30 protein-coding genes and 1 riboswitch are annotated in these 26,036 nt (G+C 47.3%); of the genes, 27 read left to right on the top strand and 3 right to left on the bottom strand.

The genetic code is table 11. The annotated features are described in order from the left end of the window. Positions 1-10 precede the first annotated feature (10 nt). The 13 genes from ACFO5U_RS07990 to ystJ all read left to right on the top strand — a co-directional run bounded on the left by ACFO5U_RS07990 (position 11) and on the right by ystJ (position 12,986). Positions 11-703, top strand: coding sequence for a response regulator transcription factor (locus tag ACFO5U_RS07990; RefSeq protein ID WP_377278228.1), 693 nt, complete (start codon positions 11-13; stop codon positions 701-703). A gap of 251 nt (positions 704-954) precedes the next feature. Next, positions 955-1,377, top strand: a complete 423-nt coding sequence (locus ACFO5U_RS07985; protein ID WP_377278226.1) for a DUF4870 domain-containing protein — start codon at positions 955-957, stop codon at positions 1,375-1,377. 43 nt (positions 1,378-1,420) lie between these two features. Beyond that, positions 1,421-2,209: a YveK family protein gene (locus ACFO5U_RS07980; protein WP_377279477.1), complete on the top strand. Its 789-nt coding sequence runs from the start codon at positions 1,421-1,423 to the stop codon at positions 2,207-2,209. Continuing rightward, complete coding sequence (locus ACFO5U_RS07975; RefSeq protein WP_377278224.1) at positions 2,145-2,843, top strand: CpsD/CapB family tyrosine-protein kinase; 699 nt, start codon at positions 2,145-2,147, stop codon at positions 2,841-2,843. The genes ACFO5U_RS07980 and ACFO5U_RS07975 overlap by 65 nt, the downstream gene beginning before the upstream one ends. A gap of 35 nt (positions 2,844-2,878) precedes the next feature. Further along, positions 2,879-4,741, top strand: coding sequence for a polysaccharide biosynthesis protein (locus ACFO5U_RS07970; RefSeq protein WP_377278222.1), 1,863 nt, complete (start codon positions 2,879-2,881; stop codon positions 4,739-4,741). A 37-nt stretch (positions 4,742-4,778) separates the two neighbouring features. Beyond that, positions 4,779-6,167: a phenylacetate--CoA ligase family protein gene (locus tag ACFO5U_RS07965; RefSeq protein ID WP_377278220.1), complete on the top strand. Its 1,389-nt coding sequence runs from the start codon at positions 4,779-4,781 to the stop codon at positions 6,165-6,167. Between the two features lie 126 nt (positions 6,168-6,293). Further along, positions 6,294-7,406: an aminotransferase class I/II-fold pyridoxal phosphate-dependent enzyme gene (locus ACFO5U_RS07960; RefSeq protein WP_377279476.1), complete on the top strand. Its 1,113-nt coding sequence runs from the start codon at positions 6,294-6,296 to the stop codon at positions 7,404-7,406. A 76-nt stretch (positions 7,407-7,482) separates the two neighbouring features. Continuing rightward, entirely contained in the window at positions 7,483-8,625 is a 1,143-nt protein-coding gene (locus tag ACFO5U_RS07955; RefSeq protein ID WP_377278218.1) for a YeiH family protein, read from the top strand. Positions 8,626-8,821: 196 nt separating this feature from the next. Next, positions 8,822-9,598: a polyphosphate polymerase domain-containing protein gene (locus ACFO5U_RS07950; protein ID WP_377278216.1), complete on the top strand. Its 777-nt coding sequence runs from the start codon at positions 8,822-8,824 to the stop codon at positions 9,596-9,598. Then, positions 9,582-10,265 carry a DUF4956 domain-containing protein gene (locus tag ACFO5U_RS07945; RefSeq protein WP_377278214.1) on the top strand — a complete coding sequence of 228 codons (684 nt, stop codon included), beginning with the start codon at positions 9,582-9,584 and terminating at the stop codon, positions 10,263-10,265. Before ACFO5U_RS07950 ends, ACFO5U_RS07945 begins: the two co-directional genes overlap by 17 nt. Positions 10,266-10,389: 124 nt before the next feature. After that, entirely contained in the window at positions 10,390-10,722 is a 333-nt protein-coding gene (locus ACFO5U_RS07940; RefSeq protein WP_377278212.1) for a hypothetical protein, read from the top strand. A 105-nt stretch (positions 10,723-10,827) separates the two neighbouring features. Further along, positions 10,828-11,556 (top strand): hypothetical protein, encoded by a 729-nt coding sequence (locus ACFO5U_RS07935; protein ID WP_377278210.1) that lies wholly within the window; start codon positions 10,828-10,830, stop codon positions 11,554-11,556. A gap of 218 nt (positions 11,557-11,774) precedes the next feature. Then, positions 11,775-12,986 carry an NADP-dependent malic enzyme gene (gene ystJ / locus ACFO5U_RS07930; RefSeq protein WP_377278208.1) on the top strand — a complete coding sequence of 404 codons (1,212 nt, stop codon included), beginning with the start codon at positions 11,775-11,777 and terminating at the stop codon, positions 12,984-12,986. Between the two features lie 230 nt (positions 12,987-13,216). Here ystJ and ACFO5U_RS07925 read toward each other — a convergent pair whose 3' ends face one another. Together ACFO5U_RS07925 and ACFO5U_RS07920 are read right to left on the bottom strand one after the other, a co-directional pair. Then, the gene (locus tag ACFO5U_RS07925; protein ID WP_377278206.1) at positions 13,217-14,389 is read right to left on the bottom strand and encodes an aminotransferase class I/II-fold pyridoxal phosphate-dependent enzyme; all 1,173 of its coding nucleotides are present in this window, start codon (positions 14,387-14,389) and stop codon (positions 13,217-13,219) included. After that, positions 14,382-15,506 carry a methionine biosynthesis PLP-dependent protein gene (locus tag ACFO5U_RS07920; RefSeq protein ID WP_377278204.1) on the bottom strand — a complete coding sequence of 375 codons (1,125 nt, stop codon included), beginning with the start codon at positions 15,504-15,506 and terminating at the stop codon, positions 14,382-14,384. The genes ACFO5U_RS07925 and ACFO5U_RS07920 overlap by 8 nt, the downstream gene beginning before the upstream one ends. A 118-nt stretch (positions 15,507-15,624) precedes the next feature. Then, positions 15,625-15,724: riboswitch (SAM riboswitch) on the bottom strand. Positions 15,725-15,936: 212 nt separating this feature from the next. Between ACFO5U_RS07920 and ACFO5U_RS07915 the strand changes: the two genes are divergently transcribed. The 10 genes from ACFO5U_RS07915 (at position 15,937) to ACFO5U_RS07870 (ending at position 22,306) form a co-directional block, all read left to right on the top strand. Further along, a complete protein-coding gene (locus ACFO5U_RS07915) occupies positions 15,937-16,242 on the top strand; it encodes an antibiotic biosynthesis monooxygenase family protein (protein ID WP_377278202.1) in 306 nt (101 codons plus the stop codon). Then, the gene (locus ACFO5U_RS07910; protein WP_377278200.1) at positions 16,239-16,607 is read left to right on the top strand and encodes a hypothetical protein; all 369 of its coding nucleotides are present in this window, start codon (positions 16,239-16,241) and stop codon (positions 16,605-16,607) included. The genes ACFO5U_RS07915 and ACFO5U_RS07910 overlap by 4 nt, the downstream gene beginning before the upstream one ends. A 4-nt stretch (positions 16,608-16,611) precedes the next feature. Beyond that, positions 16,612-17,265, top strand: coding sequence for a cobalamin B12-binding domain-containing protein (locus ACFO5U_RS07905; protein ID WP_377278198.1), 654 nt, complete (start codon positions 16,612-16,614; stop codon positions 17,263-17,265). Continuing rightward, complete coding sequence (locus tag ACFO5U_RS07900; RefSeq protein WP_377278197.1) at positions 17,240-18,004, top strand: STAS domain-containing protein; 765 nt, start codon at positions 17,240-17,242, stop codon at positions 18,002-18,004. Before ACFO5U_RS07905 ends, ACFO5U_RS07900 begins: the two co-directional genes overlap by 26 nt. A gap of 430 nt (positions 18,005-18,434) precedes the next feature. Beyond that, positions 18,435-18,785 (top strand): ArsR/SmtB family transcription factor, encoded by a 351-nt coding sequence (locus ACFO5U_RS07895; RefSeq protein ID WP_377278195.1) that lies wholly within the window; start codon positions 18,435-18,437, stop codon positions 18,783-18,785. A gap of 82 nt (positions 18,786-18,867) precedes the next feature. Further along, positions 18,868-19,287, top strand: a complete 420-nt coding sequence (gene arsC / locus ACFO5U_RS07890) for an arsenate reductase (thioredoxin) (RefSeq protein ID WP_377278193.1) — start codon at positions 18,868-18,870, stop codon at positions 19,285-19,287. A gap of 85 nt (positions 19,288-19,372) precedes the next feature. Further along, entirely contained in the window at positions 19,373-19,732 is a 360-nt protein-coding gene (gene arsD / locus ACFO5U_RS07885; RefSeq protein WP_377278192.1) for an arsenite efflux transporter metallochaperone ArsD, read from the top strand. A gap of 12 nt (positions 19,733-19,744) precedes the next feature. Continuing rightward, positions 19,745-21,514, top strand: coding sequence for an arsenical pump-driving ATPase (gene arsA / locus ACFO5U_RS07880; protein WP_377278190.1), 1,770 nt, complete (start codon positions 19,745-19,747; stop codon positions 21,512-21,514). A 33-nt stretch (positions 21,515-21,547) separates the two neighbouring features. Beyond that, positions 21,548-21,976 (top strand): protein-tyrosine phosphatase family protein, encoded by a 429-nt coding sequence (locus tag ACFO5U_RS07875; protein ID WP_377278188.1) that lies wholly within the window; start codon positions 21,548-21,550, stop codon positions 21,974-21,976. Between the two features lie 42 nt (positions 21,977-22,018). After that, complete coding sequence (locus tag ACFO5U_RS07870; RefSeq protein ID WP_377278186.1) at positions 22,019-22,306, top strand: iron-sulfur cluster biosynthesis family protein; 288 nt, start codon at positions 22,019-22,021, stop codon at positions 22,304-22,306. A gap of 306 nt (positions 22,307-22,612) precedes the next feature. Here the strand turns inward: ACFO5U_RS07870 and ACFO5U_RS07865 are convergent, their stop codons facing one another. Continuing rightward, a complete protein-coding gene (locus ACFO5U_RS07865) occupies positions 22,613-23,119 on the bottom strand; it encodes a GNAT family N-acetyltransferase (protein WP_377278184.1) in 507 nt (168 codons plus the stop codon). A gap of 87 nt (positions 23,120-23,206) precedes the next feature. On the opposite strand from ACFO5U_RS07865, the gene ACFO5U_RS07860 reads away from it, so the two are divergent. The 4 genes from ACFO5U_RS07860 to ACFO5U_RS07845 all read left to right on the top strand — a co-directional run bounded on the left by ACFO5U_RS07860 (position 23,207) and on the right by ACFO5U_RS07845 (position 26,005). Then, complete coding sequence (locus tag ACFO5U_RS07860) at positions 23,207-23,653, top strand: MarR family winged helix-turn-helix transcriptional regulator (protein ID WP_377278183.1); 447 nt, start codon at positions 23,207-23,209, stop codon at positions 23,651-23,653. Between the two features lie 53 nt (positions 23,654-23,706). Further along, the gene (locus tag ACFO5U_RS07855) at positions 23,707-25,071 is read left to right on the top strand and encodes an NAD(P)-binding domain-containing protein (RefSeq protein ID WP_377278181.1); all 1,365 of its coding nucleotides are present in this window, start codon (positions 23,707-23,709) and stop codon (positions 25,069-25,071) included. A 16-nt stretch (positions 25,072-25,087) separates the two neighbouring features. Beyond that, positions 25,088-25,291 (top strand): hypothetical protein, encoded by a 204-nt coding sequence (locus ACFO5U_RS07850; RefSeq protein WP_377278180.1) that lies wholly within the window; start codon positions 25,088-25,090, stop codon positions 25,289-25,291. Positions 25,292-25,483: 192 nt separating this feature from the next. Beyond that, positions 25,484-26,005 carry an NUDIX hydrolase gene (locus ACFO5U_RS07845; RefSeq protein WP_377278179.1) on the top strand — a complete coding sequence of 174 codons (522 nt, stop codon included), beginning with the start codon at positions 25,484-25,486 and terminating at the stop codon, positions 26,003-26,005. Positions 26,006-26,036 lie beyond the last annotated feature (31 nt).

The following is a 26,036-nucleotide window of genomic DNA, read 5'->3' as shown; positions in this document are numbered from 1 at the left end:
AGGGATTGGTTTGAACACTGCAACTGTACTGATTGTTGAAGATGAAGATGGAATCCGTGAATTGATGCGCTTGTTTTTATTGAAGAAAGGCTATAAGGTGCTCGAAGCGGAAGATGGTTTTGAAGCGATGAATGTCCTGTCGAAAGAAAATCCGGATCTAATTTGTTTGGACATCGAAATGCCCGGGATGAGCGGCTTGGAACTGTGCGAAAAAATTCGGATCCGAACGAAGACACCGATTCTATTTGTCAGCTACCGCAAGGAATTGGCCTATAAAATTCAAGGACTTGATGTAGGCGGTGATGATTATATTACGAAGCCTTTCGATTTCACGGAACTTGAAGCGCGCATCAAAGCGATTTTAAGGCGCAATGGCTGGAAGAGCGGGGAAGAAGACAAGCTGTCGATCGTAAAATTCGGCGACCTCCACATACACGTGGATGCCCGAGAGCTGTATGTGAAAGGCAAGCCGGTCAAACTTTACCATAAAGAATTTCAGCTGCTGCTGTTAATGGCGCAGACGCCAAACCGGGTATGGACTGCTGAGCAATTATACGATCAAGTGTGGGGGTATTATTCCGAAGGGGATGTCCAGACAGTGAAGGTTCATATCAGCAATCTGCGGAGAAAAGTTGAAAGCGATCCGGCGTCACCGCGCTATATTCAAACGGTTCGCGGATTCGGCTATAAGTTTACAAGTTAAATCAGAAAAATCGGCTCGTTGCCCATGAGGCTAACGAGCCGATTTTTTTATTTTCCGGAATTATGTACAGCGCACAAGCTGTAATGGAGTGTGAACTATGCAAATTAACCTGTCTGCTATAGAGAAATTAAGGAGAAAACGGTTTTTTTTAGATAAAGCAAACTAGTAAAATTATTTAACTTTGTTTTAACCTGCTCTCTTTAGTATTGGGCTTAAGCGATAGGAAGACAGATCTCAAGGAGGAAAAGCAGATGATTGAGAACAAAATCAAAATCACGAATGAATCCCCTGTGAAGTTCGAACAGCAGACCGTCTTCAAACAAAGCCGGGAAGCTCCGGGCGCCCAGCCTTCCATTACGGGACTGGGGCTCTCGGAACATGTAGCCGGGTCCTTGGCGTATCTGCTAGGATTTTTCTCGGGTTTCATTTTGCTGATGGTGGAGCGGGAAAATCGTTTTGTCCGTTTTCATGCATTTCAATCCGTATACGTTTCGATTTTATTTTTCACCTTATTCACAGCAGTGGGACTGACTCCGATGATGGGCTGGGTCTCAGAAGTGCTGCTAATGCCAATTGCGTTAGTGCTGTGGATCATCTTAATGCTCAATGCACATAACGGAAAATCATTACATTTGTGGATCATCGGCCGCTTTGCAGAAAAACAGCTCCATTGAACAAGCAAAATCACCCCGTAGCAGGGGATATGAGGTGAAGCATATGGAAAGCACATTCAATATGAAAGAGTTTCTGAAAAACTTGAAAAAACGGTTGCCGCTCATAATTGCGATGACTGTCGCTTTTGTCGCCATTGCGGGAGCGGTCAGCTATTTGTGGATGAAGCCGGTGTATCAGGCATCTACACAAATCCTGGTCAATAAAGCGCCTGCAAACGCCCAGGAGTTCAGCATGCAAGACATCGATACCAACCTTCAATTGATCAGCACCTATAATGTCATCATCAAGAGCCCGGTCATATTAACGGAAGTCATCAGCGAACTTGGGCTGAATGAAACGGTTCAATCACTGAACGAACGGATTACGGTGTCCAGCATTGAAGATTCCCAGGTAGTGACATTGGAAGTCGAAGATGCTTCCATACAGCAGGCAGTTTTGATTTCCAATACAACCGCTAAAGTATTTGAACGGGAAATCCGCAATTTGATGCGTGTCGACAATGTCAGTGTGCTGGCACCTGCGACAATGCCTGCGGATCCACAGCCAATCAAGCCGGATCCTTTATTCAATATGGCGGTAGGGGCGATTATCGGCTTTATGCTTGGCACTGGCCTTGCCATTGTGCTCGATCAATTGAATACAAGTGTAAGAACTGAAGAAGATATCGAAGAATTGCTCGGGCTGCAAGTGCTTGGTGTCGTAAGCCCGGTCGGCGATTTGGGGAAGCCGGAAAAGCCTTCGAAACATACTGACAGAATGGAGTTGGATGAGAATGTTGAACCAGACAGCGTCAAAGCGGCCACTCGCCCGAAAGTTGGTAGCACGTACTAAGCCGAACTCGGTCATTAGTGAACAATACCGGACAATCCGGACGACGATTAATTTTTCTTTGCCCGGCAAGGAAATGAAAACTTTGCTGTTTACATCTGCTTCTAAAGAAGAAGGGAAATCGACGACTTCCGCCAATATGGCAATCGTTTTCGCCGAATCCGGAAAAAAAGTGCTACTTATCGATGCGGATATGCGCAAACCGACCTTGCATCACACATTCCAGTTGAATAATCAGACGGGATTGTCGAATTTGCTTGTTGGCAAGGGCGAACTCGAGCAAAGCGTACGCGATAGCGGCATTCCTGGACTGGAATTATTGACTTCTGGCCAGATTCCACATAACCCGGCAGAATTGCTGGACTCTCCCGTACTCGATTCACTCATTGTGGAGATGAAACAGCGATACGATTTAATCATTTTTGATTCTCCTCCGATTTTATCGGTGACCGATTCCAAAATATTGGCGAACAAATGCGATGGCACCGTGCTGGTTGTCAATACCGGCAAGACGGAAAAGCAAAGTGCCTTGAAAGCACGCGACAGCCTGTCAACAGCACGTGCGTATATTGTCGGTGTTGTGATGAATAATTACAAACTCAGCAAAGACCATTATTACAGTCATGAATACAACTAAAAGCGGTCTCTACGCGAGGTGAAGGAGCTAACGATATGACGATTAAAAAACGCTATACTTCATTGTTTATAATCGACTCGCTGATCATCCTCTCAGCTACTTATCTATGTTATTTGTTTTTGCTGCCATTCGATAACTTCATGTCGGACCAATTGCTTCTGCTCACGACGATCACCTTGTTTATCGCCCATCATTCCTTTGCCTGGCACTACGGGCTTTACCGGAAAGTTTGGGCGTATGCCTCAGTCCATGAACTGAAGTCGATCGTGAAGGCCGTCACTTTGACGATGTTTGTCGTGACGGTCATGCAGTTTGTACAGACAGGAGAGTTGTTCGGGCGCATCTTAGTGCTGACATGGATGTTCCTTATCCTGTTTTTGGGAGCATCGCGCTTTTCTTTCCGGATGTTGCATGAACGGGAGCCCCGGGCAGGTGAGAGCCAGTTGAGCCGCACATTAGTTGTGGGAGCAGGAGAAGCAGGACGGATGATCGTGCGGCAAATGAAGCAAAATCCGCAATGGGGTAGAAAACCGATTATCTTTATCGACGACGATCGCACCAAATGGGGACTTGAAATTTTCGGATTGGAAGTTTCCGGTCCAATATCAGAGATTCCACATTTGGCCTCAGCTCACCAAGTCGACCAGATTGTCATCGCCATCCCGTCACTATCCAAAAAGCAAATGGCAGAAGTGACGAAAGTCTGTATCGAGACAGGATTAAAGGTGCAGACCATTCCGCGCATCGAGGATTTGATGGTCGGCAAAGTAAAAGTCAGCGATATCCGGGATGTGAAAATTGAGGACTTGCTCGGACGCGAGGAAGTGCGGCTCGATATGGAGGAGCTCACAGAGAAAATCGAAGGCAAAAGCATCATGGTCACTGGTGCTGGCGGTTCGATCGGCTCTGAGATTTGCCGTCAAATCAGCGTATTCAAACCGGCGCGCATCCTGCTTCTTGGGCACGGGGAAAACTCCATCTACACAATCGATCGTGAACTCCGCGCATCGGTTTCAAAACAGACCGAAATCGTGCCGATCATTGCAGATATTCAAGACCGCGAGCGGATTTTCCAGATGGTCGGCAAATTCCAGCCCGACATCATCTATCACGCTGCGGCCCATAAGCACGTGCCATTAATGGAAGCAAATCCGCTCGAAGCGGTCAAAAATAATATATTCGGAACCAAGAACGTGGCAGAAGCCGCAGATCGCCATGGCGTTGGAAATTTCGTCATGATTTCTACGGATAAAGCCGTCAATCCACCGAATATCATGGGGGCTTCTAAACGTTTTGCGGAAATGATTGTCCAGAACTTGGCTGCATCTTCTAAAACAACAACCTTTGCTGCGGTGCGCTTCGGCAATGTACTCGGTTCGCGAGGCAGCGTCGTGCCGCTATTTCGCGAGCAAATCGCCAAAGGCGGGCCTATTACGGTCACGGATCCGAAAATGACACGCTATTTCATGACCATTCCGGAAGCGTCGCGCTTGGTCATCCAGGCCGGCATGCTCGCTTCAGGAGGGGAAGTGTTCGTCCTTGATATGGGTGAGCCTGTGAAAATTGTCGATTTGGCACGCAATATGATCCGCTTATCAGGGTTTGAAGAAGATGAAATCCAAATTAACTATACCGGCATGCGGCCGGGGGAAAAGCTTTACGAAGAACTGCTAGATCCGAGTGAAATCCAGTCGGAAAAAGTCTTTCCAAAAATCCACATCGGCAGAGCGACACCGATTAGCCAACTCGAGATTAGCCGAATCCTAAAAAAGATTTCAGAAATGGAAGAACAAGAAATCCGCAATACTTTACTGAAGCTCGCAAATCGTCCGAAAGAGGAAAAACTAACAGAACCCGAACGGAATATAAAGTGGAAATCCAAAGGGGAATTTGCATAAATGTAGCATTGAGTGATAGTCACAGGGGGGATGGGAAATGAAGTTGCTTTCATCAGCGTTATACGGGAATTCTCCTATCTATCTTCAAAATCTGCTGCTGAGTTTTTGGGAATATGCAAACTCAAGAAAGCGTTATGGCATAGGGTATTATCGCTTTCTTCATCAGCTTTCCATAATGGATGAGAGAGACTCGCAGGCAGAACAGGAATTTCAAGATCAGGAGCTTCAAGCGCTAGTCCAGCATGCTGCGCTGCATAGCCCATTTTACCGGGAGCTTTATCGAAATAAAGCTTCAGAAATTCAAACAGCGGCCGACTTGACGCAGTTGCCGGTTATCACTGAAATGCTCTTTGAACAGCGTATCCAAGAAATCCGTACACAAGCGCAAAGGAAAAAAGAGGCATCTACTATTCATGCGGCAGCAGGATTGTCGCTTCCCCAATTAACGAATTTGGATATACAGAAGCAAACAGCGGCAATCGATCATTTCAGGAAACAAAACGGCGCGATTAATTTGGAAATGAAACGCGCTACAATCTATAACGGCGATTTTGTACCGCAGACGCAGACACAAGGAGTTTTTTGGCGGGATATTTATTACCTTAACCAGCGCCTTTACTCAGCACAACATTGCAGAGAACCGTTTATCGAGCAAGTAGTGCGAAACTTAAATGAATTCAGACCGGATTTCATCGATGGATTGCCCTCTGCGATATTGACCTTATCCCGTTTCATTAATGACCATCGCATCATTTTGACCTTTCAACCAGCGGCGGTCTTTGTGGAAACGGACATCTTGTCAGAAACCGAACGCCTAGAAATTGAAAGTGCATTCGGGTGCATGGTCAGGCGTTGGAGCATGGCATCCGACCGTTCGCCGTTTCTCTATGAATGCGCATCTGGCAATTTGCATTTCAATATGCGCACCGGCGTTCTTGAATTTGCCGAATGCGGAAAAGTTCTGCTGACTCGTTTCCATACAAGAGGCACGCCGCTGATCCGTCTGGAGATCAGAGATCGCTTGTTGCCTGTTTCCTGTCCTTGTGTTTGCGGCAGCGCCCATCCGGTCGTTCGCAGACCTGCTGTACCTGAGTCCGAATATCTCCAATCCAAGAGCAGGGGGAAAGTGACAAGCTTATATTTGGCAACGCTTCAAGAAAAGTTCCGTGAGATGGCACCCGCCATGCAATTTGTTCAAAATTCCTTGGATGAAATTCTCATTTGGATCGACGGGAATGCGCCCTTGCCATTCGACTCGGAACAGCAGATCAGGCAGGAAATGATCCAGGTGTTTGGCGCAGATATGCGTTTTACGGTCCGCAGCCGCGAAGTCAAACAAATGGATCTAGCCGAATCTAGCGGATTGATCATCAATAATTTGAACTTGAACAAGCGCATTTGCCCAAAGGAGTGCGGCATGGAATGACCATGCAAATGAAACTAGAGGAGGCTGTTGTACATGAACATTCGACAAGAGACAGGAGCGTCGGTTGTGCCATTTCCGGTTCCGGCCAAACAAACAGATGATCGGATTTTCCTTTCTGCACCGCATATGACTGGGAACGAGCAAAAGTATATTGCCCAGGCGTTCGAATCCAACTGGATTGCACCGATGGGTGAGAATGTCAATCAGTTCGAGACGGAAGTGGCGGCTTATGCGACAACGAATGCGGCAGCCGCGTTATCATCCGGCACAGCCGCCATCCATTTGGCACTGCAATTGCTCGGCGTAGGGAAAGGGGATCGTGTGTTTTGTTCGAGTTTGACCTTTGTGGCGAGTGCAAACCCGATTCTTTATGCTGGTGCTGAACCGGTATTTATCGATTCAGAGGAAGAGACATGGAATATGTCTCCATGGGCTTTGCAAAAAGCATTTGCAGCGGCAGAGCAGGAGGGCAAACTTCCGAAGGCAGTGATCATTGTACATATATATGGACAAAGCGCCCGGATGGATGAGCTCATTGCCCTATGCAGCCATTATGGCGTGCCGATCATCGAAGATGCCGCAGAATCACTTGGTTCCACATATAAAGGGAGAAAAACCGGAAGTCTTGGAACATTTGGGATTTTCTCGTTTAACGGAAACAAAATCATCACGACTTCCGGAGGGGGCATGCTCGTTTCAAATGATCGTAGAAGCATTGCGAAAGCACGCTTTCTTGCTTCCCAGGCGAAAGACGAAGCCCCCTATTATGAACATAGCCGTGTCGGCTATAATTACCGGATGAGCAATGTGCTGGCAGGAATCGGACGCGCCCAATTGGAAGCGATTGAATTACGCGTCGGCGCAAGACGGGATGTCTACAACCGCTATTTTACAGCAATCGGCAGCCATCCCGCAGTAAAATTCCAGCCCGAACTTGAAGGGACCCGTTCAAATCGCTGGCTGAGCGTCATGCTGCTGGATCCGGAAAAAACAGAACGTTCTCCGGACCAACTGCGGGAATGGCTAGAGTCGGAAAACATCGAGTCGCGCCGTGTCTGGAAACCGCTTCATCTGCAGCCGCTGTTTGCGGGATGCAAATTTTACTCGCATAATGCACACGGCAAAACAGCTGTCAGTGAGAAATTATTCGAACAAGGGCTCTGCTTGCCTTCGGGTTCCGATTTGGAACCGATCAAGCAAGAGCGCATCATTCATTTGATTGAAGAAATTTTAAAGTAAGCTCCCTTAGACGGACCCGCTTTTTGGTGGTACGATAAGTACGATATAAAAGACGGTTCGCAAGGAGCAGATGAGTGTGTCACAATACACAGAAGTTCATCGAATGGTCAGGCTGCTTCCCGGCCTGGCCATTTGTTTAGTGGTCATTATTGTTGGAATTTACGGTGCGGATGCTATCGGGGTTGCACTTGGTGCAACCGGGCTCTTGCCGGAAGGTGGCAAAAGCCCGGTTTCGGGAATTTTTGTCGCAATCCTGATCGGCATCCTCATCCGCAATACCATCGGTTTACAAGAGTTCTTTATAGAAGGCGTCGGCTTTGCGGTGAAATATGCGCTGCGGATTGGCATCATCCTGCTCGGGTTGCGCTTGAGTTTGACAGAGGCCTTGACGCTCGGAGCTTGGGGGCTGCCGCTCATAATTGCCTGTATTTCTGTCGGTATCGGCGTTACCTTGTTCTTCACAAAGCGGTTGGGGCAGTCGAATCGGCTCGGTGCATTGATAGCGAACGGCACCGGCATTTGCGGCGTTACTGCGATTATGGCGACGGCACCGGTCATACGCGCCAAGGAAAATGAAATTTCATATGCTGTCGCCAATATCACCATTTTCGGATTGCTCGGCATGTTGTTTTACCCGTATTTGGCTCATTTCTTTTTTGCAGAAGAGCCGATTAAAGCTGGGCTGTTTCTCGGAACCGCCATACATGATACGGCACAAGTGACCGGGGCTGCCCTTATGTATGAACAAATGTACGGTTCGACATTGGCGCTCGATGTGGCGACTATTACCAAATTGACGCGCAACTTGTTTATCATTGTTGTGATTCCGTTGATTGCGTATTTATTTTTCCGCAGTGAAGGCCGCGTTAGTGGAAATATGCCGAAATGGTATAAATTGTTTCCTTTTTTCATTCTTGGGTTTTTGTTCTTATCTTTTGTCCGGACTATGGGAGACGCCACGCTTGCTTCTGGCGGTGAAGCGTTCGGTTATTTCAGTGCTACCCGTTGGGAAAGTTTCTATAGCTTTTGGAGCTCGTTCGGTTCGACCTATATGCTCGGGATTGCCATGGCGGGGGTCGGTTTATCCACGAACTTGAAAATATTTCGCGGCATGGGCTTGAGACCTTTTTACATCGGATTGATTGCAGCTGTATCTGTTGGAGCGGTCAGTTTGCTGCTCATTTCTTTATTCGGTGATTTTGTACAGCTCAATAGTTGAACGTTTGTCCACTTGGCCTATTTAAAAGGCCGGGTGGATTTTTTGTTGTATGGCCTGTCCAGAAGTGTATTTATTTGTTAATATTATCCATTTATTTTCTCAGTAAATTCTCATAATGATCTCAGTAGTTTCTCAGTAAGCTTGGCTATACTCGTTTTATAGCTAATCAACAATGAAAGTTGGAGGAGGGAACTAAATGGCTATTGAGATTTTCAGCAGGCGTGAACAAAAGTATTTGATCACGACAACGCAGTACGAGAGTTTGAAAGAAAAACTTAAGCATCACATGCGCAACGACCAGAACGGGGAGAATGGACGTTACACGGTAAGCAGTTTGTATTTCGACAATGCCGAGAGAGACATTTATTTTGAGACAAAAAACAAATTGAAGTATAGACAGAAACTACGCTTGCGGGTTTACGGCCAGATCGACCCGAACGGCATCGCTTTTTTTGAAGTAAAGCAAAAGCATAAAAACGTTGTCCATAAGCGCAGGTTGACGATGCCGTTAAGCGAAGCTTACCGCTATTTGGAAACGGATGCGTACGGAGCGCTCGATGAGTATGACACGTCCAATCCGCAAGTGCTGAGGGAAATCGATTATTTCCGCCGCTTCTACCGACTCGAACCGGCAATGGTTGTCGCATATGATCGACATGCGATGCATGGATTGGATGACAGCAACCTGCGCATCACTTTCGATTTCAATTTACGCTGCCGGAAAGACGAATTGCAATTGGAGAAAGGCCCATACGGAGAACATTTCATCGATCCCGATTTGGTGATCATGGAAGTAAAGGTCGACCACAGTGTGCCGCTCTGGCTAGTGCGCATCTTGCAGGAATTGGACTGCGAACAGCGCAGTGCATCGAAGTTTTGCACAAGCACGGAACTACTGTCAAAAGGAGAGTTCAAAAAGACTGATGTCGAACAAACAACTTTAGGAGGATATTCTAATGGATATGATCAATAATTTATTTGCAGTGAATACAGAGACCGGGGAATCGACAATTTGGATGAGCTTGTTCGCGATGGCGATTGCGCTTGTTTTAAGTTTGATCATCACTCAGGTGTATCAACTGACGTTTTCCGGTGAAAGTTATTCGCAGGATTTTGTCCATACGATCGTCATGATGAGCGTAGTCGTATCGGTCGTCATGAACGTGGTCAGCGGCAATGCAGGAGTGGCGTTCGGTTTGTTTGCAGTATTTTCGTTGATTCGATTTCGCAGTGCTGTGACGAATGCGAAAGACATCGCCTATATTTTCTTCGGGCTTTGTGTCGGGATGACTGCCGGACTATTCCAGTTTCAGTTGGCAATTGCGCTGACGCTGTTTGCTTCCGCTGTTTTTTACTTGTTGTTTAAAAGCAATTATGGCCAAGGGCGCAGCACGCAGATGCTGAAAGTGATGGTGCCTGAAAATTTGAATGATGAACAATTATTGGATGATATTTTGGTAGAGCAAACCGAGGAATTCAAGTTGCGGCAAGTGGAGACGACCAATCTCGGCACGATGATTCTTTATACATTTGCCATACGCAATAAAGCGGGTGTCAAAGACCGTGATTTGCTCGATCGAATCCGTGAACGCAACGCCAACTTAAAAGTATCCATCTCATATCCGCAAGCGATCGATTAACTGGACGCTCCAGTCTTTTAAGTAGAGGCTGGGGCGTTTTATGTGTCCACCATGTGGAAAGTCCGTTTCCGCTAAGCGGTCTAAGGGTATGGAAAAATTAACAGCTTCAAAAGGAGGAGAGAGGATGGATATTCAAGCAGAACGAGATTTATTGAAGGATGATTACGGGAACTATTACGTCGTTTCTTACGCCACGAAAGACTCGTTGACGGTTGTGAACGCAGCACTGTACCACGCGTTCAATCAAATGCTGACGGAGGATTTCGTTAAAGAAGTAAAACGTAAATATCCAAAAGACGTCGCGGTGGGTGTATATTTTGCCGATTTGGTGCACGAGCAGATCGAAAAACTGGAAGATCCGGCTTTTCCAGGCAATATTTACGATTTGAACGAAGCAAGAAAAGAATATGATATTCACTTAAAACCGATTTACCATGATTCGCTGCATCTGAAGTAGGCCAATGAAGAGATGGGAGCATTCGATTTTTTTGCAAAATATTTACTGAATATTCGGTAACTATTTAAAGTTACAAACGTCAACTCTAAAAAAGGAGGATTGTCGATGAAGTATTGGGTAGGTGCGGGAGGGCTCGCACTCATATTAACCGTTGCGGGCTGCGGCACGCAGGATGTGGCCACGGAGCAAGAACCGGAAGAGGTAGCTGTCGAGGAGGAAACGACCGAGGCGGTAGATCAGCCGGAAGCAGAAACTGAAACAGAAGACAGCAAGGGCGGGGACAGCCACGATGATGAAGGCACCGCTGTAGATCCATACGATTATTTTTTGGAGGATGGTTCCACCGCCCGGTTTGAGGGATATGGCAATGAATTTGCTGAGTTCACGTTAAGAACCGACTACATGGAGGCGAATCATGTCGCGACTTATGAAGACAATGGCGGCACGGTCGGCCTAAAAGTGTTCCGCTTGCATGATGACCGCATCGAACTGGTCAAACAAGAAGGTGAATTCTATGAAGATTTCGAGGCTAGCTTTGAAGAATTACAAGCGCTTGAAGTGATTTCGACTTACCTGGAATTCCCGATTGAACAGGATCAAGAAATTGGAGATGCAACAGTAGTGGAAACCGGTGCTAGCTTGGAAACTCCTTACCGGAACTTTGAAGACGTCTTCGTACTAGAACAGGAAGAAGAAGGCTCGATCAACCGGAACTATTTTGTGGAAGGTTTCGGTGAAGTGAAGCGTGAGTTCCGAGCTAATCCTGATGACCCGGAAGAGTTTTGGATCACATCGACTTTAGCGTCCATAGAATTGGCTGAAAAAAAGAAATAATAATAGTAAACATCGAAAGCCCGCTTTGACAGCGGGCTTTTTGTATTTGCGAATGTGTCATTGAACCAAGGGGTTTCAAGAAAACTTCCAAGTAAGCGCTTACTATTTAATTCTCTATCCGACTAAAGGCTGAAATTAATCCGAATTGTTAGAAAAGTCTTTCAATTAAGCGGATAGACGATATAATAAACAAATATATTCAAAAGGAGATGAGGCAAATGACCGATTTGAAAAACGATTCGCTGAGCTTGCATAGAAGGCATCAAGGGAAATTGGAGATTCGTTCAAAAGTGGCTGTAAATAACGAAAGGGATTTGAGCCTCGCCTATTCTCCTGGTGTAGCAGCACCGTGTCGAGAAATTCATGCCGACCAAAACAAGGTGCATGAATACACGATGAAAGGCAATACGGTTGCGGTCATCACAGATGGCACCGCGGTCCTAGGGCTTGGTAATATCGGCCCGCATGCAGCTTTGCCGGTAATGGAAGGCAAAGCCTTGTTGTTCAAGGAATTTGCCGGTGTCGATGCATTCCCGATTTGTCTGGATACGACCGACGCTGAAGAAATCATCCGAACCGTGAAACTGCTCGAGCCGGGCTTTGGCGGAGTCAATCTGGAAGATATTGCTGCCCCGACCTGCTTTATCGTGGAACAGCGCTTGAAAGAGGAAATGAACATTCCGGTCTTTCATGACGACCAGCATGGCACTGCGATCGTGACACTCGCTGGGCTTATCAATTCACTGAAATTAGTCGAGAAGGAAATTGAAGATACGAAAGTGGTCGTGAACGGTGCCGGAGCAGCCGGCATCGCCATCGTCAAATTGCTGGCAAAATTCGGTTTTGGCCAAATCGTCATGTGCGATACGAAAGGCGCCATCTATAAAGGCCGCCCGAATGGCATGAATCCGTTTAAAGAAGAAGTCGCTGAAATGAGCAACTACGACATGCAGCAAGGCCTACTTGGCGATGTAATCGTCGGAGCCGACGTCTTTATCGGCGTTTCGGCAGAAGGTGCCTTGACCGAGAGCATGGTGCGTTCAATGAACGATGACCCGATCATCTTTGCAATGGCGAACCCGAACCCTGAAATTTTGCCGCATGCAGCGAAATCAGCTGGTGCACGGGTCATCGGGACAGGCCGTTCTGATTTCGCCAACCAGGTCAATAACGTCCTGGCGTTCCCGGGATTGTTCCGAGGTGCGCTGGATGTACAGGCAAGCGATATCAATGACGCCATGAAAATTGCGGCAGTCGAAGCGATTGCATCGTTGATTGCAACCCATGAATTGCATGAAGATTACGTGATCCCGAAGCCATTCGACACACGTGTAGCACTAGCGGTCGCAGACGCTGTAGCCAAGGCCGCTGTGGAAACCGGCGTCGCAAAAGTATCACTCCAAGAACCTGTCCAGCAGAGTGTTCTTTAAAAGAAACTTCACTAATGGGAAGATTTTGATCCCTATAGATTGCAAGTAACTCTAGTCGTGCTTGCAAGAGTGCGATAAACCGAAAAAAGCCTGAATTCCCCTCCCCCTGGAATTCAGGCTTTTTTGTGCTGTTTGCCTATTTTCCAGACAGCAAAAAGCATCCATTCTTAAAAAAAGACCGCCTAACAAGTCATTTCAAATGGCTTGCCTGGCGGTTTTATTGAATTGAATTAAAAAGCGATGCTGACGCCTTTGGCTATGGCGATTTTTTCGAGTGCTTGGCTAAAATCGGCAATCAAGTCGTCGGCATGTTCAAGCCCTGCGGAAAAGCGCAGCAAGCCATCGGTGATGCCGCGTTTTTCCCGTTCTGCAGGAGGCATAGCGGAATGAGACATGGTTGCAGGGTAGGATAGGATCGATTCGACGGCCCCAAGGCTCACGGCAAAGACGGGGATTTGCAGTTCTTTTACAAGAATGCGTGCTGCGTCTTTGTCCGCTAAGCGGAATGATAGAATACAGCCGGCGTGTGTCGCTTGGCGTTTATGGATCGGATTTCCGGGATGGAATGAAAAGCCTGGGTAATACACTTCTTCGACTAGTGGATGCTTGTTCAAATAGTCTGCAATGCGTGCAGTCGTCTCGCCTGATTGTTTCGTGCGGGCGCCGAGTGTTTTAATGCCTTGAATCAATGTAAAAGCGTCTTGTGCCCCGAGAACCGCTCCGAACGTATTTTGGATAAACGCCAGTTGCTCACCGAGTCCTGCGTCTTTAGTTACTGCGAGCCCGGCAGTGATATCGCTGTGGCCGGAGAGAAATTTGGTTGCGCTGTGGAGCACGATGTCTGCACCAAGCGCCAAAGGGTTTTGATAGAGCGGCGTCATGAAGGTATTGTCAACAAATGTCAGTGCGTCGTTCGCTTTTGCGAGTTTGGCAGCCATTTCAATATCGGTGATTTTCATGACTGGGTTGGACGGTGTTTCGATATAGACGACTTTTGTGTTGGACTGGAATGCTGCAGCCACTTCACCAAGGTCGGTCATGTCGACAAAAGTGAAGTCGATTTTGAACTTTTCAAGCACTTCTGTAATAAAGCGGTATGTTCCGCCGTAAACATCTTCTGAAACGAGCACGTGATCGCCCGCTTCTAGCAGCATGAACGCCGATGAAATGGCTGCCATGCCGGAAGAAAAGGCCAGGCCGCGGGCGCCGCCTTCAAGTTTCGCAATCGTTTCTTCGAGCGAAGTGCGCGTCGGGTTGCCGGAGCGGCTGTAATCAAAAGGCCCGAATGCATCAATGCTTTCCTGATGGAACGTCGATGATAAATAAATCGGCACGTTAACTGCGCCTGTTAATGGATCGATTCCTGCAGAATGAATCAGCTTCGTTTCAATTCGTTCACTCATATGAAACGACCTCCTTTTCCAGTTTGGCCAAGGCTTGTGTCAAATCAGCGATTAAATCTTCGGCCTGCTCTACGCCTACAGAAAAGCGGAGCAGGCGATTACAAACGCCGCGCGCTGTGCGTTCGGCAATCGGCATGTCGGCATGGGTTTGAGTGGCAGGATAGGTGATAAAACTTTCGACGCCGCCAAGGCTTTCGGCAAACGTAATCAGCGATAAGCTTTCAAGGAACTCCCCGATCCACTCCTCTTCGCGCAAGCGGAACGACAGCATGCCGCCTTTTCCTGGATAAAGCACTTCCGTGATGGCATTGTGGTTTTGCAAGTACTCCGCGAGTTCACGGGCGTTTGACTCGTGTTGGCGCATGCGCAGCGGTAAAGTCTTCAAGCCGCGGATCAATAACCAGGAGTCAAGCGGCGATAGCACCGCACCTGCTGAATTATGTGCCGTGGCGAGCTTTTCGCAAAGATCAAATCCTTTGGCTGCGACGAGCCCGGCTAACACATCGTTATGTCCGCCGATATATTTGGTCGCACTGTGAAGAACGATATGTGCACCGATTTTGAGCGGCTGCTGCAGGAACGGCGTCAAAAACGTATTGTCCACAATCAGCAATAAATCATGCTGCTGTGCCAGTTCAGCGTAGGCTATCAAATCGATTTCCTGCATCAAAGGATTGGTCGGCGTCTCGATAAAGATAGCTTTCGTATTGGCGGTGATTTTCGCTTCAGTCGATTTCACATCTGTAAAAGCATCATACACCGGGCGGATATGGTAATTTTCATCGTATTGCTGCATCAAACGGTATGTCCCGCCGTAAATATCTTCAGGTAACAGGATTTCATCATTCGGACGGAATAAGGAAAGGACCAATTGGATCGCCGCCATACCCGAACTGCAGGCAAACCCTGCATCACCGCCTTCTAAGTTTGCAATGCCCTCTTCTAAAAGGTTTCGCGTCGGGTTTTTCGTGCGGGTATAGTCATATCCAGTCGATTTACCGAGCCCTTCGTGTTCATAGGCGGTCGAGAGGTAAATGGGCGGATTGACCGCTCCGGTTTGTTTGTCGCTGCGGTTGCCGAGCTGCACGAGACGTGTTTCCAAGCTAAAATCTGTCATGGTCCTCATCCTTTCAATCAAGTAAAACTTCTATCAATGCTGATGCCAATGTTCAAGTGAAATGAAAAATGGCCTTCTTCTTTGTAATAGAAGAAAGCCATTGCTAGTGTATGCTATCTTCTCATCTGTCAGGCAGCGCCTATTGGAATTAGCACCGTGAACGAGTCCGGTTGCTGAGACTTCACAGGGCCAAGTCCCTCCGTCTCTCTAGATAAGAAATCGTGTTATGTAATTGGTTGATGTTTTCCATCATACGGTAAAGGGAAAGAAAACACAAGCGGAATATTGAAAATAATCGAACAAATAGAGAAATGTTGCCTGCTTTTATTTCGTATCTTGAAATGGTATGCTAAATTACGTTGTTAATTTTTTGAGCTGGATTTCCACCTCTATCATTTCGAGGGGAATTTATTGAGAAGGAGTTTTTTCATTGTATATCGTTACATCTACTGTTACTGTGCCTACAGATAAAATTGAAGAAGTCATTGAAATTTACCGGAAACGTTCACGCCGTGTGGATCAGGCAGAGGGCTTCACATCGTTCCGGCTGATTCAAAACACGAAAAAGCGTCACGAATTGACCGTTCATTTGGAATGGCAGACGAAAGCAGCATATATGGCTTGGGTAAAAAGCCAAGAGTTTAAAGAAATCCATGATCTGGAGAAGAATTATCCCGACCAAGAATTGGCGGGTATCGTTCCAAAAGTCCACCAATATGAAGTGGTGGCAGAATGAATCTTCAACAAAAGCAGCAAATTGCCCAAGACACGGCGAACGGCATATATGAAGCCTACCCGAATTTATGGGAGCGTTTCGGAGACCGCGGATTTGAGCATACCGTAAAAGATAACCATCATCATTTGGATCATCTTGAAACGGCCTGGGAGTTGAAAGATCAGCAAGTCTTCCTGGACTATGCCGTTTGGCTTGAGACCGTGCTGGTCAGCCGCAATGTCGAAACCGCGCTCATTATTGATAACTTCGAGCGGTTGATGGCCGTCGTGCCGCATCACACAGAAATGGCTCAAGCAGATTTTATGCAAGGCTGTCTTCGCAAGGCAGTTCAGTTATTGGAGCTGCCCATTGAAAGAAGGGATTGATTGAATGAACGATGTAACGCAGCTATCGGAACTTTTCCTTCTAGGGGAAGAGGAAGAAGCATTGAAATTTGTCCGGAACTATTTGAACAGCCATTCCTACGAAGAGCTTAACGAGCAATTGGTGAGGCCGGCCATGTACCGGATCGGGGAATTATGGGAACAAAACAAAGTATCAGTTGCTGAAGAGCATTTGGCGACAGCGGTTTGTGAGTTTGTGTTATCCGCGACGGAAATCCGCGCTGAAGATAATGATGGCCGCTTAAAAGCGATGATTTTTGCGCCACAAGGGGAAGAGCATTACATCGGCTTGAAAATGGTCGCAGCAATGTTCCGCGAAGAAGGCTATGCCGTCCGTTATATGGGGCCGAACGTGCCGCTCGATGCAGCGCTCAGCCTGGCCGATGATTGGCAGCCTAATGTAGTTGCCTTGTCAGGAGCGCTCGCACACCGGCTGCCGGTATTGAAAACATATGCACAATCTTTCACAAAACTAAAACATGGACCGACCGTATTGATCGGCGGACGTGCGGTAACATTGGCGAATTATGGGGAATATTCCGTTAAGGGAGCGGTCATCGTCCGTCACTTGGGCGCACTGCGCGAATGGATTCGAACCGGAAAGGGGTCGAACGATGACAGCACGCTCTCAACTGGCTGAATGGCCGCTGCCGGCATTTCAATTGAACAATAGCTTTGCGGTCGTCGACCAGTCTGAGGAAGCACAACAGATTTTCGGCAAGACGACTGATTTTTTAATGCTGCTCGACGAAGGCAGCCGCGGAAAAGCGCAGCGTTTGCTGAAGCAACCCGGAGATAATGGAGCGGTCGAATTGAATTTTATCACTGCACAAGGCCTGCTTTTGGCCGATGTTTATTTCCGTTGGGACAGCGAATTTGCCCTGAACGTGGTGATGGTTCCGAAAGATGACAAGATCGCTGCCATCTCTACACAATTACTGCGGCTACGCGGCCGCTTGCGCGAAACGGATTATGAACTGCTCCAGGAAAAAGAACGTGCGGATGCCTTGTTGGAGAAAGTCCGCAAGCTCTCGGCGCCGTGCATCAAAATCGGCGGCGGCTATGTGCTTATTCCGCTCTTCGGGGATTTGGATTTAGACAAAGTGGAAGCAATCCGTCCATATGTCATCGATTATATTTATCAATACGGGGGAGAAACGGTCGTTCTTGATTTGACCGCGATGGGCACTGTCACGCAAGACGGCGTCGATTATTTGGACTCTCTCGTCCAAACCTTATGCGTCATGGGCATCGATACGATCGTCACAGGCGTCAAGCCCCAACATGCCAAGAAAATGCATCTGCTAAAAGCAGAGCTGAATTTGCGATTTGAATCATCACTTGAAGCTGTACTGAATAAGGCGCTGGCAATGAAATAGCATGAAACCCAAAGGGCTGTCCCAAAGGTCATAAAAATGACTTTAGGCGACAGCTCTTTTCTCGTCCTGACAAGCGAGGGATATTTTTTTTACACCATTTCTTTTTTTAATGCGATCATCTCTTGCTTTAGTCAAAGAGAGTAGTAGAAGCGCCATTACTCCGGATTTTACATAGCCTTGCATAAGTTTCCTCGTAACCAATAGGAAAAAAGCCGGTTTTTGCGTATATGACTATTATAGATGGCTCTGCAAGGAAGAAACTTTATAAAAAAGGGCAACGAAATTCCGTTGCCCTTTTTTTGATTAAAAATGTCGTTTTGACCTTATTGTCGCTTGAACATATAAGTATATGCTGATATGCTGTATTAGTATTGAATATAATGGTAATAACAATAAAAAGAACCCCTAAATAGAACGAGGTGAAGACGACATGGAAGTGAAAATGCGTGAAGTTGAAATCGATAAAGCGAGCATGCTGCTTAAGTTGTTGGGCGATAAGACGAGGTTGTCAATGGTCAAATTGCTCGAAAAGAACGATTGCTGCGTCTGCGAATTCGTTGAAATTTTCAACGTTAGCCAGTCCGCGATCAGCCAGCATTTACGAAAATTGCGCGATTTGGGCTTGGTGAAGGAAAAACGCAAAGGGCAATGGATTTTTTATTCATTGAACCAAGATAGTGAATTGTATGAAATGTTGATGCAAGTGCTGGCATTTATCCCGAGCCAAGACGAGCGCATCGAGAAATTGGTGGAGCAGGGACTGCGCATCCGTTGTGAGTAATTGTTAATGAGAGCAAACGTAACTTACGACTATTAAACAAGCAACTAAAAACATCATTCATTGGAAAAGGGAGTTAGCTAACATGACGAAAAAAACATTGTACTTTTTATGCACAGGAAATTCATGCCGCAGCCAAATGGCAGAAGGCTGGGGGAAAGAAATTTTAGGGGATGAATGGAAAGTTTTGAGTGCTGGAATCGAAGCTCATGGCTTGAATCCGAATGCAGTGAAGGCGATGAATGAAGTGAGTATCGATATTTCACAACAGACGTCCGATGTCATCGATACGGACATTTTGAACAATGCGGATTTCGTCGTAACGCTTTGCGGCGATGCAGCAGACAAATGCCCGATGACGCCGCCTCATGTAAAGCGCGACCATTGGGGCTTCACGGATCCGGCGAAAGCGCAAGGCACTGAAGAAGAGAAATGGAAAGTGTTTCAGTCGGTCCGCGATGATATCGAAGCGCGCATCCGCCATTTCGCGACAACTGGTGAGTAAGTGAAGTTGCGGGCGTTAACATGGGTGCAATTCCGTTAGTCTTATTTGATAGAACCAAACTACACAGGTTGAAGGAGAGCTGATCATGAAAAAGGTAGAAATATTCGACCCGGCGATGTGTTGTTCGACAGGTGTTTGCGGTCCTACTGTGGATCCGGAACTGACGCGCATTGCATCGGCTGTGTATTCACTCGAGAAAAAAGGCTTCACTATTTCACGCCACAACCTGACGGACGATCCTGGTGCGTTTGTGGAAAATAAAAAAGTTAATCAAGTGCTGGTCGAAAAAGGACCTGACGCCTTGCCGGTTGTGCTGGTCAACGGAGAGGTCGTAAAAGTCGCCGAGTACCCGACAACGGAAGAATTGGCAGAGTGGTTCGATACATTACCGGCCGAGTTGAAGGAAAAACCGCGCGTGCGCGTGTCACTGAACATCAACAACTAAAGGAGCGTTCCTATGTATTCATTGTTCAATCCGAATAAGATGGCCGTCACTCCGTTTTTGTTTTTCACCGGTAAAGGCGGTGTCGGGAAAACCTCGACAGCGTGCGCGACAGCTGTATCCTTAGCTGATCAAGGCAAGAAAGTGCTGCTCGTCAGCACCGATCCCGCTTCCAATTTGCAAGATGTCTTGGAACTCGAACTGACGAACGATCCGCAAGTTATTCCCTCAGTCGAAAATCTTTCCGCCTGCAATATCGATCCGGAACAAGCGGCTCGGGCTTATAAAGAAAGCGTCGTCGGCCCTTACCGCGGCAAGTTGCCGGATGCGGTGCTCGCGACGATGGAAGAGCAATTATCCGGTGCTTGCACCGTTGAAATCGCAGCATTTGATGAGTTTTCGCATTTGCTGGCAGATGACGAGATTTTAGCGCAATACGACCATGTCTTATTCGACACCGCACCGACTGGCCATACGCTGCGCCTTCTGCAATTGCCGACGGCGTGGAGCGGCTTCTTGGAAGACAGCACACACGGCGCGTCCTGCCTTGGCCCGCTTGCAGGGCTTGAAGGCAAAAAAGCGCTCTATGCGAAAGCGGTCGAATCGTTGTCGGACGGTGAAAAAACCACTTTAGTATTAGTGGCGCGCCCTGATAATTCATCCTTGCTTGAGGCAGACCGTGCTTCATTTGAATTAAAAGAAATCGGCATCAAAAACCAATTGCTCATCGTCAATGGGCTATTGCAGACGCATCAGCCGGAAGATGCGGTCTCGGCAGCATTCTATAAGCGGCAACGTGCGGCGATTGAACAGACACCTGAAGCATTAAAGCAAGTGATGGCGTATTCACTTCCTTATGTCTCCTACTCGTTGACAGGTGTTGATAATTTGCGCCATCTGTTCAGTTCCTATGCCATTACAAGTTTTGAAACGGAAGACACAGGAGAGAAGTTGGAGTTGCCGGGCCTTAACAAGGTCATCGATGATTTTTCCGAACACAATACCCGCGTCATTTTCACGATGGGCAAAGGCGGCGTCGGGAAAACATCGGTCGCCTCGGCTATCGCAGTGGGCTTGTCCGAAAAAGGCCATAAAGTCCATTTAACGACGACCGACCCGGCAGCGCACTTAGCTTACACATTTGAAGGCAGCGAACAGCGAGATAATTTATCGATCAGCAGCATCAATCCCGAAATCGAAGTGGCGCGCTATAAAGAAAACGTCATCGAACAGGCGGTAAGCGGGTTGACAGAAGAAGAGCTCGCCTATTTGAAAGAAGACCTGGAGTCTCCGTGCACGGAAGAAATCGCTTTGTTCCAGGCATTCGCCAAAGTAGTCGAGAAATCAGAGAACGAAATCGTCGTCATCGATACCGCTCCGACAGGACATACTTTATTGCTGCTTGATTCGACGGAAGCGTATCATAGAGAAATGAGCCGCTCGACAGGTGAGGTACCAGCTAGCGTCAAAAAACTATTGCCGCGCTTGCGCAATCCACAAGAAACAGCTGTCGTCATCGTGACATTGGCAGAAGCGACGCCGGTATTGGAAGCTGCTCGACTCGAGGAAGACTTGAAGCGTGCAGGAATTGATCCGAAATGGTGGGTCATCAACCAAAGCTTATATGCGACGGACACAGTCGACTCGGTTTTACGGGGCCGTGCCGCTTCCGAAAAGCAATGGATACGAAAAGTTAGCGAAGAACTTGCACAGAAATGCGCCATTATTCCATGGCTCGAAGACGAGAAAATCGGTTATGATCAATTAAAAGAATTCATTCTGTAAAGGGATATGAATAGACGAAGGGAAGAGTGTGCTATGAACGAAACTTACCAACAATTAGTGAAAGACCGTATTTTCATCGGCGGTGCCGCGGATGCTAAACAAGCAGTAGAAAATGAAGGGATCGATGTGGTGTTTGACTTACGCGCAGAAGCTGAAGACGTCGACGAAAGCTATACGCGCGTCCATGCACCGATTGTCGATGACTCCACAGAACAGCAGGATGAGTCAATTCAAGATGCCATTAATGGAGTGGTCACAGCTTTTGATGAAGGCAAGAAAGTTTTTTTCCACTGTGCTGGCGGCAGCAACCGGACCGGCGCTGTCGCGGTTGGAACACTGTTGGCATTAGGGCAAGCGGGCACTATTGAAGAAGCGGAACAGATGGCAACCGCTGTCCGTCCGAAAATCAGTGTGAAGCCGGAGCTGAAAGAATCCCTGCAGCGCATTTTTCCGCAGGCTTAAGTAAACTAAATTAAAGTAATCCCTATTAAAAGAGCAGGAGTGATGACGATTATGATGATCACCAATGAAGCAAAAACGTATATCCAGACCATCCTTGAAGAAAAGCAGACCGAAAACTTACGCCTTTATGCAGTCGCAGGCTGCTGTGGACCGCAGATCGGCTTGTCACTTGATGCACCGGAACAGGCGGATGAACTTGTCGATGTAAACGGCATCCGTATGGCGATTGCGCCGGATGCAAAGCCAATGGCAGAAAACTTGACCTTGGATTTTGATACACAAGGCGAAGAAGGCGGCTTAGTTATGGTCGGTGCACCAGCTAGCTGTTAATTAATAGAAAAAAAGAGTTCGTCCTTGAGCTCTTTTTTTCAGGCTGTCGAGAAACAGCCAAGAACCGTGTTTTCCGAAGCTTGCCACTCGCTTTCCTCGGGGCGGGAATCGAGCCTCCTCGTCACTTCGTTCCTGCGGGGTCTCTCAAACCCGCTGATCCCGAAGGAGTCGAGCGAACGCTTCTACAAACACTTAGACAACTCACTCATTTTTTAATACAACGAATAAATCCATTTCTTAAGAATTGAAAAGTTTTTAGACTTATTCAACACTCAGGAAAAAAGAGCTCATCCGTGAGCTCTTTTTTTAATGGATTCCATTAACGTTGCTTCTGCGCTCGAGGAGCACATTATCGCGCCAGATGCCGTCGCGCTTTCCGATGCGTTCGCGGATGCCGACTTCACGAAAGCCATTTTTCAAGTGTAGACGGATGCTCGCTATATTTTCAGGAAAGATTTTTGCTTCCAAGGTCCAAAACCCTTGCTGTTCCGATGCCTCAATCAAGGCGTGCATCAAATGCTGGCCGATCCCTTTTCTGGAATGGGAAGTGTCGATGTAAATGCTCACTTCACCGACGCCCTGGTAAACCTCGCGCTTTGAAACGCGTGAAAGCTTGCAAAAGCCGAGCAGCTCCCCGTTTGCTTCGATAACCATGCGGCAAGCGCTTATCTGTTCATCGCTCCATTGTTCATAGCTAGGTGCTATGGTTTCGAACGTCGCCAGTCCTGTATGCATTCCAGCTTCATAAATGCGTTTGATTTCCGGCCAATCGGCTATAGCTGCCGCTCTGATGTTAAAGTCGATGGTACTCACCTCCCAAAAATGAATTAACTCAAGTATACGAAAAAAAACTTGCAATATGCAAGTTTATTTTGTATGATATTTATAGAGGTGTTTAGTATGGAAAACAAGCGAGAGCTTTTTCAAAGCATGGTTAAGCGTTTTGGGCTATTGAACAAAAATTGCTGCATTGTCGGTGATGTGGAAATCAGCTTAGTGCAAAGCCATATTCTGTATGAGATCGACCGCCGTGATTGGCCGTCGATGCAGCAAGTCGCGGATGCATTAGCAACGGATTTATCGACATTCAGCAGGCAAGTGCAAAGCTTAATGAAACTCGGATTGGTAACGAAAATGCCGTCTGCTACCGATAAAAGGATTTCGGTTCTTGGCTTGACCTCAGAAGGTCAAGCGGTGGCAGCTGTCATCCAGCAAGATATGGAAGCGCATCTGGAAGAAATCTTTTCGCACATGACAGATTTCGAGCGGGACATGGTGTTGCAATCGATCAAACTTTTGAATAAAGCGATGGCGAAATCATCCGTCTGCTGTAAACCCATGTATTAAAACCGAATAAATACTTGCAATAATCAACTTTTAAAAAATGAGGAGGCGCACACATGAATGCACAAACAAATTGCTGTTCAGTCACTCCACAACCAGTCCGATTTGAAAAACAGGAAAGTGAAACGCGAAGTTTGCCGGTCGTTATTATCGGAGCCGGTCCAGTAGGCTTAGCGGCGGCTGCACAGCTAGCGCTGGCGAATGAACCGTTTCTAGTGATTGAAGCAGGAAAATCCGTCGGCCATCACGTTCTGCAATGGGGCCATGTCCGTTTGTTTTCTCCTTGGCGTTATAATATCGACAAAGCGGCGAGGCAGTTATTGGAGCGTTCCGGCTGGCAAGCGCCGGTGGATGAGGAATTGCCGATTGGGTCCGAGTTGGTCGATCGGTATTTAGCGAAACTCGCCGCCGTCCCTGAAATCGAACCGTTTCTCCGTTTAAATATGCGTGTCATTAGCATTAGTCGGAAACACCAAGACAAAATGAAAACGGCAAATCGAGAGAATCAGCCATTCGTCTTGTACATCGAAGGTGCGGGAAAACAAAATCAACAAATCGAAGCGAAAGCCATCATCGATGCGACCGGTACTTGGGGGCAACCGAACCCGCTGAATGCAGACGGTGTTTGGACCCGCACTGAGAAAGAGCTTCAACCGCACATTTTTTATGGCATTCCAGACATTCAAGAAAGTGACCGTGAACGTTTTGCCGGAAAGCATGTCGCCGTAATCGGCGGGGGACATTCGGCCATCAACACGCTATTGGATCTGGCTGAACTTCATGAGCCTGGTGGGAAAATTACGTGGATTTTGCGCAAGCCGAAAATCGAAGACGTGTACGGCGGACAAGAGAACGATGCACTCGCCGCCCGCGGCGAGCTTGGCATGCGTGTCCACGAACTCGTTGATTCCGGCCGTGTGGAGATCCATACGCCGTTTTGGATCGAAGATGTCTTTGAAAAGGCCGGGTCACTCGTCTTAGAAGGGGAGCTTAAAGGTAGGAAACATATAATTGAAAGCATCGACGAAGTGATCGTCAATACAGGCAGCCGTCCAGACTTCAGCTTTTTGAGAGAAGTCCGCTTGGAACTCGATTCCGCAACTGAGAGCATCAAAGCATTGGCGCCGTTGATCGACCCGAACATCCACAGCTGCGGCACCGTCCGCCCGCACGGTGAACAAGAGTTGCGCCAACCGGAGAACAATTTCTATATTGTCGGCATGAAGAGCTATGGACGCGCACCGACGTTTTTGATGGCAACCGGATACGAACAAGTGCGCTCTGTTGTCGCCTATCTGACCGGTGATTTCAAAGCTGCCCAAAAAGTGGAATTGGATCTGCCGGAAACGGGCGTCTGCAGTTCCGGTGTCCCGAAAGCGGGAAAACAAACGATTACCATTGGCGGCGCGGGTTGCTGCTGATAAGGAGAGGGTCTGAATGACAGTCAATCATGGGGGACGTTTGCAACCAGCGTATTTCAAATCTTTCTTATCGCTGATCATGCGTTCGCACGAGTGCGAACTGGACTGTGCACGGCGCTTTGCCATCAAAAGATTTTTCAAGGGCAAGCCTGATTATTACGGGGCAGAGAGCCGCGAAAGCTTTGAAACAGCAATCGAATCGTTAAAGAAAGCAAGGTAAATAACAATAGACAAAAAGCGCTGAAGGATCTATCTTTGGCGCTTTTTTTGGCGCCAACGAAAATTAACTCCAAATCCAAAAGAAAAGTCTGTCAATTTCGCGCAATATTATCTAAAGTAATTAAGACATACATAATTTTGGTAAAGAACAGGAAAGACAGCTACTTAAAGAAGCGGGATAGGAGCTGGTATATTGGAAATTTGGGATTTGGTGGACAGTTCGAGAAAGCCGATTGGCAAGCAACACATTAGAGGAAATGACACACTCGCAGGGGAATATCATCTTGTTGTAGAGATCATCACATTGAACGCAGACGGCCGGATTTTGTTGACGCAAAGAGACGCTCAAAAAACCCATCCGCTGCTATGGGAAGGAACGGGCGGTTCAGTAACTGCCGGTGAAAGCAGTTTAATTGGGGCAGTCCGGGAGTTGGAAGAAGAAACCGGGTTAAGGGCAATGCCTGAAGAGCTCCATCTGCTAGGGGAAATTCAAGGCGGCAATTATTTTATGGATAGTTATGTGTGGAAATGCAGGGAACCGATTGACCCGGATGCCCTAAAGCTTCAAGCGGATGAAGTTTGTGCTGCGAAACTTGTCAGCTGGCGGGAACTGGAGAAAATGAATCAACAAGGATTGATTGTTCCATCTGTCTGGAAAAGGCTTGGAATATATTACAATCAAATTGCCTCGTTTGCTAAAGAAGCTGCCAAATAGTAAACAAGCAAACTGATTTGTAAAAGGAGAA

This window comes from Planococcus dechangensis (assembly GCF_042654465.1).
Taxonomy (GTDB): Bacteria; Bacillota; Bacilli; order Bacillales_A; family Planococcaceae; genus Planococcus; species Planococcus dechangensis.
This window is presented reverse-complemented; position numbering and strand designations above follow the sequence as displayed.

What these genes read in the sequence shown, in the direction of transcription:
- ACFO5U_RS07985 (WP_377278226.1), top strand. Translation starts at nt 955, where the DNA reads ATGATTGAGAACAAAATCAAAATCACGAATGAATCCCCTGTGAAGTTC.
- ACFO5U_RS07980 (WP_377279477.1), top strand. Translation starts at nt 1,421, where the DNA reads ATGGAAAGCACATTCAATATGAAAGAGTTTCTGAAAAACTTGAAAAAA.
- ACFO5U_RS07975 (WP_377278224.1), top strand. Translation starts at nt 2,145, where the DNA reads ATGAGAATGTTGAACCAGACAGCGTCAAAGCGGCCACTCGCCCGAAAG.
- ACFO5U_RS07970 (WP_377278222.1), top strand. Translation starts at nt 2,879, where the DNA reads ATGACGATTAAAAAACGCTATACTTCATTGTTTATAATCGACTCGCTG.
- ACFO5U_RS07965 (WP_377278220.1), top strand. Translation starts at nt 4,779, where the DNA reads ATGAAGTTGCTTTCATCAGCGTTATACGGGAATTCTCCTATCTATCTT.
- ACFO5U_RS07960 (WP_377279476.1), top strand. Translation starts at nt 6,294, where the DNA reads ATGACTGGGAACGAGCAAAAGTATATTGCCCAGGCGTTCGAATCCAAC.
- ACFO5U_RS07950 (WP_377278216.1), top strand. Translation starts at nt 8,822, where the DNA reads ATGGCTATTGAGATTTTCAGCAGGCGTGAACAAAAGTATTTGATCACG.
- ACFO5U_RS07945 (WP_377278214.1), top strand. Translation starts at nt 9,582, where the DNA reads ATGGATATGATCAATAATTTATTTGCAGTGAATACAGAGACCGGGGAA.
- ACFO5U_RS07940 (WP_377278212.1), top strand. Translation starts at nt 10,390, where the DNA reads ATGGATATTCAAGCAGAACGAGATTTATTGAAGGATGATTACGGGAAC.
- ACFO5U_RS07935 (WP_377278210.1), top strand. Translation starts at nt 10,828, where the DNA reads ATGAAGTATTGGGTAGGTGCGGGAGGGCTCGCACTCATATTAACCGTT.
- ystJ (WP_377278208.1), top strand. Translation starts at nt 11,775, where the DNA reads ATGACCGATTTGAAAAACGATTCGCTGAGCTTGCATAGAAGGCATCAA.
- ACFO5U_RS07925 (WP_377278206.1), bottom strand. Translation starts at nt 14,389, where the DNA reads ATGAGTGAACGAATTGAAACGAAGCTGATTCATTCTGCAGGAATCGAT.
- ACFO5U_RS07920 (WP_377278204.1), bottom strand. Translation starts at nt 15,506, where the DNA reads ATGACAGATTTTAGCTTGGAAACACGTCTCGTGCAGCTCGGCAACCGC.
- ACFO5U_RS07910 (WP_377278200.1), top strand. Translation starts at nt 16,239, where the DNA reads ATGAATCTTCAACAAAAGCAGCAAATTGCCCAAGACACGGCGAACGGC.
- ACFO5U_RS07905 (WP_377278198.1), top strand. Translation starts at nt 16,612, where the DNA reads ATGAACGATGTAACGCAGCTATCGGAACTTTTCCTTCTAGGGGAAGAG.
- ACFO5U_RS07900 (WP_377278197.1), top strand. Translation starts at nt 17,240, where the DNA reads ATGACAGCACGCTCTCAACTGGCTGAATGGCCGCTGCCGGCATTTCAA.
- ACFO5U_RS07895 (WP_377278195.1), top strand. Translation starts at nt 18,435, where the DNA reads ATGGAAGTGAAAATGCGTGAAGTTGAAATCGATAAAGCGAGCATGCTG.
- arsC (WP_377278193.1), top strand. Translation starts at nt 18,868, where the DNA reads ATGACGAAAAAAACATTGTACTTTTTATGCACAGGAAATTCATGCCGC.
- arsD (WP_377278192.1), top strand. Translation starts at nt 19,373, where the DNA reads ATGAAAAAGGTAGAAATATTCGACCCGGCGATGTGTTGTTCGACAGGT.
- arsA (WP_377278190.1), top strand. Translation starts at nt 19,745, where the DNA reads ATGTATTCATTGTTCAATCCGAATAAGATGGCCGTCACTCCGTTTTTG.
- ACFO5U_RS07875 (WP_377278188.1), top strand. Translation starts at nt 21,548, where the DNA reads ATGAACGAAACTTACCAACAATTAGTGAAAGACCGTATTTTCATCGGC.
- ACFO5U_RS07870 (WP_377278186.1), top strand. Translation starts at nt 22,019, where the DNA reads ATGACGATTATGATGATCACCAATGAAGCAAAAACGTATATCCAGACC.
- ACFO5U_RS07860 (WP_377278183.1), top strand. Translation starts at nt 23,207, where the DNA reads ATGGAAAACAAGCGAGAGCTTTTTCAAAGCATGGTTAAGCGTTTTGGG.
- ACFO5U_RS07855 (WP_377278181.1), top strand. Translation starts at nt 23,707, where the DNA reads ATGAATGCACAAACAAATTGCTGTTCAGTCACTCCACAACCAGTCCGA.
- ACFO5U_RS07850 (WP_377278180.1), top strand. Translation starts at nt 25,088, where the DNA reads ATGACAGTCAATCATGGGGGACGTTTGCAACCAGCGTATTTCAAATCT.